8 protein-coding genes are annotated in these 13,165 nt (G+C 45.0%); all 8 read right to left on the minus strand.

Annotated features, from left to right (window positions below; translation table 11 throughout):
• Positions 1-55: 55 nt before the first annotated feature.
• The 8 genes from AY605_RS08460 to dnaE all read right to left on the minus strand — a co-directional run bounded on the left by AY605_RS08460 (position 56) and on the right by dnaE (position 12,869).
• Complete coding sequence (locus AY605_RS08460; protein ID WP_064095974.1) at positions 56-766, minus strand: D-Ala-D-Ala carboxypeptidase family metallohydrolase; 711 nt, start codon at positions 764-766, stop codon at positions 56-58.
• A 134-nt stretch (positions 767-900) separates the two neighbouring features.
• Positions 901-1,224: a ferredoxin FdxA gene (gene fdxA, locus AY605_RS08465; protein ID WP_000144889.1), complete on the minus strand. Its 324-nt coding sequence runs from the start codon at positions 1,222-1,224 to the stop codon at positions 901-903.
• A gap of 204 nt (positions 1,225-1,428) precedes the next feature.
• The gene (gene mutS / locus AY605_RS08470; protein WP_064095975.1) at positions 1,429-4,062 is read right to left on the minus strand and encodes a DNA mismatch repair protein MutS; all 2,634 of its coding nucleotides are present in this window, start codon (positions 4,060-4,062) and stop codon (positions 1,429-1,431) included.
• Between the two features lie 336 nt (positions 4,063-4,398).
• Positions 4,399-6,405 carry an esterase/lipase family protein gene (locus AY605_RS08475; protein WP_064095976.1) on the minus strand — a complete coding sequence of 669 codons (2,007 nt, stop codon included), beginning with the start codon at positions 6,403-6,405 and terminating at the stop codon, positions 4,399-4,401.
• Positions 6,406-6,524: 119 nt separating this feature from the next.
• Complete coding sequence (locus AY605_RS08480; protein WP_064095977.1) at positions 6,525-7,481, minus strand: ABUW_2363 family tetratricopeptide repeat lipoprotein; 957 nt, start codon at positions 7,479-7,481, stop codon at positions 6,525-6,527.
• A 120-nt stretch (positions 7,482-7,601) separates the two neighbouring features.
• On the minus strand, positions 7,602-8,411 hold the full coding sequence (gene cysE, locus AY605_RS08485) for a serine O-acetyltransferase (protein WP_064095978.1): 810 nt from the start codon (positions 8,409-8,411) through the stop codon (positions 7,602-7,604).
• A complete protein-coding gene (locus AY605_RS08490) occupies positions 8,411-9,259 on the minus strand; it encodes an RNA methyltransferase (protein ID WP_064095979.1) in 849 nt (282 codons plus the stop codon). Before AY605_RS08490 ends, cysE begins: the two co-directional genes overlap by 1 nt.
• A 37-nt stretch (positions 9,260-9,296) precedes the next feature.
• Positions 9,297-12,869, minus strand: coding sequence for a DNA polymerase III subunit alpha (gene dnaE / locus AY605_RS08495; protein ID WP_064095980.1), 3,573 nt, complete (start codon positions 12,867-12,869; stop codon positions 9,297-9,299).
• Positions 12,870-13,165 lie beyond the last annotated feature (296 nt).

A 13,165-nucleotide genomic window follows, 5' to 3' on the forward strand; every position in this document is an offset into this window, starting at 1 on the left:
GATTTTTTAAACTACACAAAACTCACGAGGGATTTTGTGTAGCAGGTGTCATGACTTAGTAATTACACATTGAGGAATTTCGCCCCAAACTCGGCCCCCAGGTACGGTAACCTTGGGTATCGATATGGATCTGACCTGAAGCATACATGCCGAGTCCCATATTCAGACTTTGGCCATGTTGAGCCCAGAACTGACACAATTTGAACTTGGTATTTTCAATATAGGCATAGTCTTCTGCCTGCGGATATTCTGGTCCAATCCGGAAATCAATGGCAGAGTTATATAGATGACGTGAAGAATTCGCACCACCGGCACACTGGTTCAATGGCAGATCGCGATAGACTGAAGTCACTTCAAAATCAGTCAGCACATTGGCTGCAATCAGATATTTAAACACTTTTAAAGTCGGTATCTGATTGGCCCATAATTCACGACTTGGGATCATGTATTGGGAACGGCCACACTTGGCCCAGTCACGTGCAGTACGCATCAACTCAAAACTTGGAATAATATTACCAACGCCATGACGTTCAAGAAAGACTTCATACTCACGTACGCGCGCCAGGTTATCCAGAGATGAAACCCACTGGGTATAAACATAAGGAATAGTTTTAGGGTAGGCTTTACGGTCAAACTGCACACGTTCTTGGGGAATATAAATCCGTTTTCCCGCGGGCTGTGCAGGGTGTTTTGTGGCAGTAGTACAGCCCACAAAAACAAGAGGGATTATACAAAGACTCAATAATCCCTTTGCAAAATTCATCATTTATACAATCAGATATTTATAAATAGCGCTATTTTAGACTAAATGTAAGGAGAAATTTGGAGAATATTGCAATGAAATGTGTGCAAAGCGTATAAAAAAGATCAGCATATGCTGATCTCTTAAATTTAAAATAATTACTTTTCAAGATATTGCAATTTATCTGGTTTGCCATTCCATTCTTCACGGTCGGCTGGTTGCTCACCAATTTGTGTAATGTTTGGCCACTTTTGCGACAGTTCAGCATTTAGTTCAATAAAGACTTCCTGACCTTCAGGTAATTCATCTTCAGAGAAAATTGCATTTGCCGGACATTCAGGTTCGCATAACGCACAGTCGATACACTCGTCCGGGTTAATTACGAGGAAGTTAGGACCTTCATAGAAACAGTCTACAGGGCAAACTTCTACACAGTCTTGATATTTACATTTAATACAATTTTCAGTGACAACGAAGGTCATGGCGACAGCTACCTAAACAATATGGTTCTAATTACGAATACTGTATTTTAGGCAAAAACAGGGGGAACTAACAATTCCTTTTATTGATATTTGTTATATATAGGGCTGTTAAATTTGAAAAAAGGGAGAATACCGATGAATTGTGTCTCTCATCGGTATTCTTAGCACATTGACCCTATGCCAGATGAGGTCTAGGGTCAAGAATTAACTTGGCTGTTTGAGCAGATCTTTGAGTGCATATAACTGCTGCAAAGCCTCACGCGGACTCAAGCTATCCACATCGATATCTTCAAGCAAGTCCAGTGCAGGCGACTCTTTCTCAATTTCGATGATACGTTCCACAGGTTCAATGATGTCGGGCATTGCAAACAGGTCATGCTGTGGACTCCGAGGTTTGACCTGAGGCTGCTTTTCCAGAATCTTCAAGCGGTTTTGTGCTTCTTTAATCACTGTAGCCGGAATACCTGCCAGTTTGGCGACCTGCAAGCCATGACTCTGGCTGGCTGGTCCAGGCTGTACCTTATGCAGCAGAATCAGGTTGCCATTCAGCTCTTTTGCGGTGACATGGTAGTTATCAATTCCCGGTTCCTTGCCCAGTTCGGTCAGTTCGAAATAATGCGTTGCGAACAGACATAGACATTGAATGCGTTTGGTCAGATCCAGCACACAGGCCCAGGCCAGTGACAAACCATCATAGGTACTGGTTCCACGACCGACCTCATCCATCAGTACCAGAGACTGACTGGTAGCATGATGCAGGATTTGCGAAGTTTCGGTCATTTCCACCATAAAGGTGGATTTGCCTGTCGATAAATCATCGGCAGAACCAATCCGGGTGAAGACACGGTCAACCGGACCTAAGGTTGCAGCTTGCGCTGGAGCATAGGCACCACAATAAGCCAGTAGCACGATTAATGCAGTCTGGCGCATAAATGTGGATTTACCCCCCATATTGGGACCGGTAATAATGGCCATCCGATGGGCAAAATCCAGTCGGGTATCGTTTGGGGTAAAGGCTGTTTTACTCAGGGACTCTACCACCGGATGTCGTCCGGCAGTAATACTTATACCAACTTCAGGACTGAATTTTGGACGCGACCAGTTGCGTAAACGCGCCTGATGGGCAAAATTCGCAATCAGATCAATCTGGGCAATGGCGCTGCTCATCATCTGTAGATTGCCAATATCCTCTCGCAACTCATCCAGTAGCATTTCAAACAGCATTTTTTCACGAGCCAAAGCACGTGATTCACTGGATAAGACTTTATCTTCAAAGGCTTTCAGTTCAGGTGTGATATACCGTTCTGCATTTTTCAGGGTTTGCCGACGGATATAATGCTCGGGTGCCTGTGCAGCCTGCGCGCGGGTTAACTCAATATAATAGCCACTAACGCGGTTATAGCCGATTTTCAGGGTAGGAATGCCGCTCTGTTCACGTTCCTTGATTTCCAGATCAATCAGGAACTGACTTGTATGATCGCGAATCTGTCGCAATTCATCCAGTTCACTGTCAAAACCTTCTGCAATGACATTACCATCACGAAGCAGGACGGGTGGATTTTCGACAATGGCTGACATCAGGCGTTGATGCAGACTATGGAAGTCGCCGAGTTCTTCATTGAGCTGTACTAAAAGCTTGGACTGCTGCTGACTGACAATCGGCTGCAGGGCATGGCGTAAAAATGGAATTTGCGCACAGGCCTGACGCAGTTGCACCAGATCACGTGGACGGGCACTGCCAAGTGCAATACGGCTCAGCACACGTTCAATATCGCTAATCTCTTTAAGGACCAAACGTACAGGCACTTCATGGAAACCTTGAAGTAAGGCCTGGATAGCATCCAGGCGCTCATCCAGCAGGGCAGTATCGCGTAAAGGTTGCATCAGGGTGCGACTAAGCAGGCGTCCACCCATAGCAGTCTGGCAATCATTGATGAGCTGAAATAAGGACGTTCCATGCTCAAATAAAGGCTCAATCAGCTCCAGATTGCGGCGCGTCACCGGATCTAAGGCAATAAAGTCTGAACTTTGTTCCAGCTGAATCGTGCGGATATGCGGTAACGCAGTTTTCTGGGTTTCTTTGGCATAATGTATTAAAGCTGCAGCGGCTGCTTTGGCCAAAGGTAAATGATCAATGCCAAAACCTGAAAGCGTGCTGACGGCAAACTGGTCACATAAGGTTTTTTGCGCATTGTTCAGGTTAAAATCGACATCGGGACGTTTGGTGACCGAGATATCCAGTTGCTGTTTGAGTTGTTCGGTCAATGTCGGATCAGCGATATTTTCATCCAGCAGAATTTCGCTTGGCATCAAACGCGCCAGTTCAATCATAAGCTGGTTAAGATCATAATCCTGCTGCTGGACTTTAAATAAGCCGGCGCTGAGATCGAGAAGTGCAATACCAATCTGATTCTGCTGAATACATAAAGCCACCAGATTCGAGCTCTGATGTGCACCGAGCATGGCATCATCGGTCAGGGTGCCGGGTGTAATAATTCGCACCACACCACGCTCAACCGGTCCTTTGCCAGTAACCTCGCCGATCTGCTCGCAGATCACCACGGTTTCACCTTTTTTGACCAGACGTGCCAGATAACCTTCGGCTGCATGATAAGGAACGCCCGCCATAGGAATCGGCTGACCATTGGCTTTACCGCGATGGGTCAGGGTGATGCCTAAAATCTTGGCTGCCTTGTGTGCATCTTCAAAGAACAGTTCATAAAAATCACCCATACGATAGAACATCAATGAGTGCGGATGCTGCATTTTTACTGACATGTATTGCTGCATCATGGGCGTTAAGGTAGAAAGATCAGCCATAATTTCTGAACTGGTCATTAAAAATAAATCCTTTCAACAAGAGATAAATGCAAATACTGTGCAATAGGCTATGCAGGAAAATTTAAAGCAGATTTTCAGTCAGACCCGTCTCATATGATGGAGTGCAAGAGACCGAAAATGTTAAATGAATCTGCTGATTCAATTCAGCTTCAAGCTATATTGTAGCAAGTCTATCAAATTTAATTTTTAGAAAGAAAGGAAATTCTAAGGGAATGTTGAAGTTAGGGTCCCTGATCTGTCGCGATGAGTTTTTATATATCCCATCTGTATTTTTTTTAAAAATTAACCACCGGATGCGAACATGCGGTGGTTAAGATAAATCAAGAGGATAATTTATTCTGGATCATAAAGACCGAGGTCTGAGAGATGTAATCTGAGAATCCGGCGCAATTCCAGCACGGCTTCAGGCGTTTCCTGAATCGAGTGGCCGCCCTTAATGACCTTGTTGGATACAGCACCATTTAGATAAGCACTCTCATATGAAACAATATCATCGCTCATGAGCTTGGTATCTTGCGTATCTACGGTATTGCCGATAATAGAATGAAATTTGATATTTTTAGAAGGCTGAATATCCTCAGTTATTGCAGTAAATTTTGAATTTTCACTGAGATCACTCGGACCATTCTGAATCAGGTCATGTCCCAGTTCTTTAACAAACCCCTTTAACCCGATCTCACCTTGCAGGGTATCGGCAAAGGCACCCAAAAATGCACCCGGTATCCGGATAATTTTACGGGCCAGTTTGGTATGCCAGCGATCGGCATATTCCGTTCCACGATGTGGGGTTGCCAGGAAAATGGCCCGACTAAAGTTCGGAATAGGCTGCATTTGCAGGCGGGCTTTAAATAACGGATTATCCTTAAACTGTGCAATGCGGGTATTTTGTACCAGCTTAAATGCATCTTGGGTAATATCGGCCTGACTGACCATTAAACGGGCAATCACACCTCCCATGCTATGTCCGACCAGTACCGCATCTTTTTTGGCTGGAGCATTGTTCGCGACCTGGGCAAAGCTTTGCTGAACCAGTGCATTAATTTGAAAACGGCTTTCCAGAATCGGCATATTGGTTGAATAAAATACCTGCCAGACCTGGAAATTTTCCCTTAATACCGGATCACCCATAATATCATTGGTCAGACGAATCCAGGCTTCAGGACTGCTGGCCAGGCCATGAATCAATACCAGCACTTTCTTGTTCGGATTATACGGTTCCAGCATGTACAGGTGTGGCATGCTCAGACTGTCTTCGCGATTAATCAGGGTCAGATAGGCTAAACGCCCCAGATTGTTTTCGGCTAGCCATAAACCGTAGGGCGCTGAAAAGTTGGCAGCCAGCGCATATTCTTTTGAAGCAACCTTTATCTTTTCATGTTTATAAGGATCATGCAGTTTCAGGTAAAATTCCGAGGTAGATAAAATCTGTTCAGTCGAATTTGCTGATTTGGGTACCGCAGTGATAGTCGTGGCCAGATATCGCGCTGAATGAATATTGGGATTTATGCCATTAGGGTATTTGTGCTTGAGCGGATCGGCAATATATTTTTTATCCTGCTCAGACTGCTGTTCTTCTGGTAAAACCACTAAAAATTCTGAACCAAAACCATCACGACGGGTAATGGAACGCAAGCCTGAAAAGTTCATGTTATAGGTAGACATGAGCTGTTCAATAGTCTGGTTTTTCAGCTGCGGAAAATTTTCCAGATCAAGGGTGTAGATACTGTCGCCGACTTGAATTCTTTGGCCGGAACGTTTGGTTTCATAACGTTCAGCATAGCGCTGAATCAGATGGGCAATTGCCAGGTTATAAAAATCACGGATCTGAACCTGGCGGTTATCAAAAATACGGTCTTGTGGTGCGCGCTCAGTTTTGAACAGATAGGCATAGCTATAACGAATGCTTTTATCCAGCATGGTGAGCTGCTGATCCAGACATTTCTGGATATTCTGTTTTTGCAGCTGCTGTTTTTCCTGTGACCGGGTTTTGCTCAGAACACTGGTATTACACTCGGCTGACTTGGCATTTTGCAAGGCATTCGCCAGATATAGTTCACTTGCTGTAGAAAGTAATTGTTCATCTAAAATCTGAGGAATATCTTTAAGGTCATTCACACATTCTTCAGGCTGTTCAACACAGATCTGTGCTTCACGTCCAGTCATGGACAATACATTCAGGCTAGCTTCGCTGAGCTTGTCACGGGTCAATATACTGTCACGTTCATTGTTGAGTGTGACATTAACGGCCTGTTCCTTAACACTGACCACCTGACAGCCGCTGAGTACGCTGGTGATGAGTAAAGTGCAAAGTATTAATCTTTTATTAATTTTCTGAGGCATAAAAACTTTTCACTAAATCAGGCTATAAAGCGGAGTAATGTTTTGTATTTTACTAATTTTTTCTCATAAAAATAGACCGCCGTAGCAGTCTATTTGTAATCAGAAAACAGAAGTGTTGATTAAGGTGTAGCAGGGGCTGGTGTTGAACCAGGATTTGCCGGAGCTGCTGTGGAGGTCTGCATGACTTGCCATACATTCCAGCGACCATTATTTTCAATTTCCTGAATCAAACGGTCGGCTACTTCAGCTTCTTGTGGATATTTGGTCTTATAGTTGCTTAAGGTCTGAATGGCATTTTTCTTATGCTCTAAGGCAATATAGTTATTGGTTGCAGAAAGATAGGCTTCCTGAACGCCTGCTTTCATGGCTTTATCCAGATATGGAATCGCTTCACGTTGACCGCCACCTTCAGACAGGCCAAATCCGAACCAGAAGTTGACTTCAGGATCATCTGGATTCACTCTCAGAATGCGTTGTGCGTAGGTCAGGGACTTGGTTGTATAAATTGAACCCAGATCCAGATTGCGTCCCATCACGCTGGCTTTAAAAGCACGTAACAAAATATCAAAAGAAGCATTTGGACGGGCGGCTAGAGTATCCAACTGCTGGCTGACGTCACGCAGTTTGGCTTCAAAACCACGGCGTTCCTGACGATCACTGAAACGTGGTGGATAATGGCGTGCCTTGCCTTCGACCATTTGCAGGAAATCATCGATTTCAGTGATATCGATTTCATTGTCATTTGCCAGCGCAGCATAACGCATAGTCCGGGTATTGCTGTCCACCGTCGGAATAATCAGTTTATTGACATCTAGCGTCAACTGCTTGGATGGATCATTCGGGTCTGTCACCACCATCTTGGTTACAGGCTGGGCTGCAGCTTTTTGCAAATGCACTTCAAAGAGAGGCGGTTCATTATAATTAAAAGGATTTAATGCATAAAATGGAGGAGTAATAGCCGGTTCAACAAAAACAAATTCTTCCGATTGTTTTGATGCAGACTGTTTTTGGGGCATAGTTGAACACGCCGCAATGCTGAGTGTTAAGCAAGCAAGTGCCAAGGGCTTAAAGGTCATAATATTCGTCCATTCTGTTATTTTTTAAAAACAGCCAAGTACATAAATAGCATGACTGTCAGTCTATGAAAACTATAACGGTCATGCAAGTAAACCTGTGTTACAGAGCTAAAGCCAGATTCAGGCTTTAGATTGGCTGGTCTGCGCTTCACATTCACGACGCGCTTCTTCCAGAATCTCCAGCTCTTTTTTACTCAAAGGCTGGTTATCTTGCTGCTGCTTGTTAAAGGTCGGATCTAACAAAGAAAGGCGATTGCACAAGTTGTTCATGCGCTTTTCATTTTGTTGAATACGATCCAGCAAAATTCGCATACCTTCCAGAATTGGGTCAGACTGGTCTTCAGTGGCTGCATAAGGCTGGAAACCAATACTTTCTGCATAGTCGCGGCGACGCGCTTCAGCATCATCTTTGGGTTTGTCTTTGATAATCAAACGTGCCGGGTTGCCTACAGCGGTAGCATTTTCAGGTACGGCTTTGGTAACTACTGCATTAGAACCGACCTTGGCATTTTTACCCACAGTAAATGGTCCGAGAATCTTGGCACCGGCACCGACCACCACGCCATCTTCTAAAGTCGGATGACGTTTGCCTTTATTCCAGGTGGTTCCACCCAAAGTCACGCCATGATACAGGGTGACATCGTTGCCAATCTCTGCAGTCTCACCAATCACCACCCCCATACCATGATCAATAAAGAAACGACGACCAATCTTGGCACCCGGATGGATTTCAATTCCTGTCACAAAACGGCTAAATGAGGATAAAGCACGTGCCGTGCCTTTACAGTCTTTGTTCCACAGTTCATGTGCTACACGATGCATCATCAGTGCGTGAATGCCAGGATAAGTGGTCAAGACTTCCAGGGTATTGCGTGCAGCAGGATCACGCGCGAAGACAGCCTGTATATCCTCTTTGAGCTGTTTAAACATTAGATTTGATCCTTGTCCTGTTGGGTAGTGTGTGAAGATTTCTTCCAGGTACCATTATTTAAGGCCTGAACACGGCTGAAAATACCACGAAGTAAATGATATTCCATACGATCTAATTGTATACGTCCAAAGAGACGACGCAAGCGCAAAGGCAATAATCTTGGATTTTTTGGGTCCATAAATTCAATTTCTGCCAGCATTTTTTCCAGATGTGGATAAAACTGCTCCATCTCTTTATGGGTCACCAGTGGTTCATCCCATTCCATTTCAATGCCATCAATGACCTGCATGGTAGCTTTGGGATCACGCGGATGTTCCACCTGATCCAGTGCAGCCATGCGCAGTTCATAGCAGATCACCTGTATTGCCTGCGCAACATTCAATACGCCGTAGTCGGTATTCACCGGAATAGTGAGGTGATAATTGGCCATCGCCAGCTCTTCATTGGTCAAACCACGGTCTTCACGGCCAAACAGAATTGCTATTTCCTGTTGCTCTTGAACCACAGCTGAAAGTGCTTTTTCAGCAGCAGGACGAACATCCAGAAGTGGCCAGGGAATCGTACGGCTACGTGCGCTGGTACCGAAAACGATCTGGCAATCTTTAATTGCTTCTTCGAGTGTGTCGACAATTTCAATCTGTTCAATCAGATCAGTCGCACCAGCGGCCAGCGCATCAATATCCGGATGTGGATAGGTTTTTGGAGCGACCAGTACCAGTTTGCATAGGCCCATGGTTTTCATGGCACGTAAGGCACTGCCGATATTGGCAGGCAGGGTAGTATTAACCATGACAATACGCACATGGGAGAGATGTGCTGAAACAGCAGCATTGTCAATTTGACTCATGAGGATTCCAATTTTAAGGTTTTTTAAAGATCAGGATTTATGAATATTGGGGGTGAGACTCAGCTTCATATTGTGCCAGAGCATCGTCCATACTCATGCCAGTTGGTGGCGCAGGAACATTTATCGGCTTGGCCTGTTCATAAGACACGGCTTTGGCAGCTTTGGACTTGACCTGATATTCAATGTGCAATGCTTCTTTACCAAAATAGTCACGCAATTTGGCTAAGAGTTCATCCAGTGGTGCGACCTTCCAGCTTAACCCCAGATGCAGTTCAGTGCTTGCATAGTCATAATCCAGATATAAAATCACGGGAATATGAGTGCTCATATCCACATTGGTATAAGGCATCAGAATTTGTTGCAGGTCGCGGCTAAGCGTTTTGCTGTAATGTGCCACCTGCAGGGTAATCTTGATACTATTGGCACGTTTCTGGCGGATTTCGTTCAGGCTGAAAGCTTTGGTCAGACGTCCCATCGGGCGGTCAAAGCCTTCACGCTCATAGATTTCGCCTTCGATCACCACGACTTTATCGAGCTGGATAACTTCTTTAAAGCGGTTAAAGCGTTCATGATTGGCTGAAATCTCAATCCGTGCCGTACCATCATCCAAGGTCATCATCATGCGATTCGGGAAGTTGGCAATATCCACTACTAGTCCTGCAAACACGGTGGTGACACCACGACGGGTAGGTGTCAGTTCATTGATCTGACACGGGACAAAAGCTTTCAGCTCATTGCGATAGACATCAATCGGGTGACCAGTCAGATACAAGCCCAAAGTATCTTTTTCACCTTTGAGGCGAACTTCATCTGCCCACGGCTTAACCGGTTTGGAAGGTTTGCGCTGAACTTCCTCAACTTCACCAAACAGGTCCATGATACCGGTTTCACGGTTCTGGCGAGCCTGATCTGCAGCCTGCACTGCTTCAGGGAGCTGTGCCATCAGGTCTGCACGCTCGATGCCCAAACAGTCTAACGCACCGGCGCGAATCAAGGCTTCTAAAGTCCGTTTATTGATTTTTTTCAGGTCAATACGGTGACAGAAATCAAACAGGTCTTTATATGGACCATCTTTTTGACGTGATTCAATCACTGACTGCATGGCCGCTTCACCGACGCCTTTAATCGCTCCTAGACCATAGACAATGGTTTTCTCATCGGGAGCATGGAACTGATAGATCGACATATTGACGGATGGTGGTAATACTTCCAGATTATTCTTGCGGCAGTCATCAATCAGGAATACCACGTTATCGGTATTCTGCATTTCTGAAGACATTACCGCTGCCAGGAACTCAGCCGGATAATGCGCTTTCAGCCATGCCGTCTGGTAAGCCACTAGTGCATAAGCGGCCGCATGCGATTTGTTAAAACCATAGCCGGCGAATTTTTCCATATAGTCGAAGATATGGTTAGCAGTAGCTTCATCAATATCTTTTTTCGCAGCACCTTCAATGAAGATCTTACGCTGCTTGACCATTTCCTCAGGCTTTTTCTTACCCATGGCACGACGCAGCAAGTCCGCGCCACCGAGGGTATAGCCGGCACAAAACTGTGCAGCCTGCATGACCTGTTCCTGATAGACCATAATCCCGTAAGTCGGCTCTAATACACCTTCTAGCAGGGGATGCAGATATTCAAAATCACCGCCGTGCATACGGTGAATAAAGTCAGGAATCAGATCCATTGGACCCGGACGGTATAATGATACGAAAGCAATAATCTCTTCAAATTTACTTGGGCGTGCTTCTTTCAGCATCTTTTTCATGCCCACGGATTCAAACTGGAAAACCGCCGTAGTATTGGCTTCAGCAAAGACCAGATAAGCATCTTTGTCATCTAACGGGATATAAGCAATATCCAGCGGTTTATCGCTCTGGATGCGTTTATTGATGTTTTTAACCGCGTCTTCAATTACGGTCAGATTACGCAGACCCAGGAAGTCGAACTTCACCAAACCGGCAGCTTCGACATCGTCCTTATCGAACTGGGCAACACGTGCAGTACCATCGGCATCACACATCACGGCTGAGTAGTCAGTCAGCTTGGTCGGTGCAATTACCACACCGCCGGCATGTTTACCGGTATTCCGGGTAATACCTTCAAGCTTCAGCGCCATTTCCCAGATTTCAGAAGCATCTTCATAATCCGGGTTGGATGGATTGGTGACCACATCTTTCAGTTGCGGTTCTGCTTCTAAGGATTCTTCCAGGCTTAAGCCTAAAGGCTTGGTCGGAATCATTTTGGAAATACGATCGGCCAGGCCGTAGGATTTACCCAGGACACGTGCAACGTCTCGAATCGCACCTTTCGCTGCCATGGTACCGAAGGTGGCAATCTGAGACACCGCATCGCGGCCATAAGTCCGTGCTACATAGTCAATCACGCGGTCACGACCGGCGATACAGAAATCGACGTCGAAGTCGGGCATCGAAACACGTTCCGGGTTTAAGAAACGTTCGAATAGCAAGTCATAACGGAGTGGATCAAGGTCAGTAATTTTTAAACTATAAGCTACAAGAGAACCGGCACCTGAACCACGGCCCGGACCCACTGGTACACCATTACCTTTGGACCATTGAATGAAGTCCATTACGATCAGGAAGTAACCCGGGAATCCCATGTCCAGAATAATCTTGATTTCAAAGGCCAGACGTTCATCATAAGGTTGACGGATTTCCGGCCAGTCCTCACCACGTTGTTCAGGTGGATACAGAAAGTCTAGGCGTTCTTCCAGACCGACTTCACACAAATGGGTGAAATAACTGCCAATGGTATGACCTTCCGGAATCGGATAGTCTGGCAGGTCATTAAAGCCCAGTCGTAGGGTAACATTACAACGTCTTGCAATATGGAAGGTATTTTCAATCGCGGTTGGAATATCCGAGAAAAGCTCTACCATTTCTGTTGAGCTTTTAAAATATTGTTCAGGGCTATAGGTTTTAGGACGGCGATTGTCACCCAGCACATAACCATCTGCAATACAGACACGTGCTTCGTGCGCTTCATAATCTTCGCGTGCAATAAAGTGCACATCATTATGTGCGACTACACCGATATTATATTTTTTGGCGAGTTTGACCGCTTCTTCAATGAAAAGGTCTTCATTAGGACGACTTGTACGAGTAAGCGCTAAATATACGCGATTACCAAATTTTTCTACCCATTCCTGTAGTAAAGGTTCAGCTTTATCGGGGTTTGAGGTAATCAGCATTTTGCCGACATCAGATTGCATACCCAGCAATACAATCATGTCATCGTGTTGGTTTAATATCCAATCTTTCTGTACGCAAGGAATATCAAGCTGCTGGCCGCTAATATAGCCTTCAGAGACCAGTTCAGTCAGGTTGCGCCAGCCTTTGTTGGTCATGGAAAGCAGGGTGACACGATGTTCGGCATCATTCAGGCGGATTTCAGAACCCAGAATCGGTTTAATGCCTTTATCCAGGCATTTTTTATAGAATTTGACTGCGGCATGCAGATTAGACAAATCGGTTAGCGCGAGTGCTGGCATCTCGTCATTAGCAGCAGCTTTGACCAGGTCTGGTATCCGTACGATGGATTCTGTAATCGAAAATTCTGTATGAATACCAAGATGAACAAAGTGCATAAATAAGTCCCTGCAAAAACCACTCGATAGTTTAGCACGGGATTTATTATTTCAGTTTGAAATTGAGGGGAAATGGCTAACTTTTAGGTCGAGTTTGAATTTGAATTTTTTTAAGCTGATTATTTAGTTAGTTGGTAGTAGATATTTTCTTTTACTTTTGACCCATCAAAAGTAACAAAAACCCGTTGTTGATCTGATGATACATCCCTGTACAACAGATCAACAGGCGACATCCATGTCGCCGTAACGTGAGTCAAAGTATTTTTCTATTCTAAATATCGAAAATATTTTACATC

This window comes from Acinetobacter sp. SFD, assembly GCF_001647575.1.
GTDB lineage: Bacteria > Pseudomonadota > Gammaproteobacteria > Pseudomonadales > Moraxellaceae > Acinetobacter > Acinetobacter pecorum.

What these genes read in the sequence shown, in the direction of transcription:
- mutS (WP_064095975.1), bottom strand. Translation starts at nt 4,062, where the DNA reads ATGACCAGTTCAGAAATTATGGCTGATCTTTCTACCTTAACGCCCATG.
- AY605_RS08460 (WP_064095974.1), bottom strand. Translation starts at nt 766, where the DNA reads ATGATGAATTTTGCAAAGGGATTATTGAGTCTTTGTATAATCCCTCTT.
- AY605_RS08480 (WP_064095977.1), bottom strand. Translation starts at nt 7,481, where the DNA reads ATGACCTTTAAGCCCTTGGCACTTGCTTGCTTAACACTCAGCATTGCG.
- cysE (WP_064095978.1), bottom strand. Translation starts at nt 8,411, where the DNA reads ATGTTTAAACAGCTCAAAGAGGATATACAGGCTGTCTTCGCGCGTGAT.
- AY605_RS08475 (WP_064095976.1), bottom strand. Translation starts at nt 6,405, where the DNA reads ATGCCTCAGAAAATTAATAAAAGATTAATACTTTGCACTTTACTCATC.
- AY605_RS08490 (WP_064095979.1), bottom strand. Translation starts at nt 9,259, where the DNA reads ATGAGTCAAATTGACAATGCTGCTGTTTCAGCACATCTCTCCCATGTG.
- fdxA (WP_000144889.1), bottom strand. Translation starts at nt 1,224, where the DNA reads ATGACCTTCGTTGTCACTGAAAATTGTATTAAATGTAAATATCAAGAC.
- dnaE (WP_064095980.1), bottom strand. Translation starts at nt 12,869, where the DNA reads ATGCACTTTGTTCATCTTGGTATTCATACAGAATTTTCGATTACAGAA.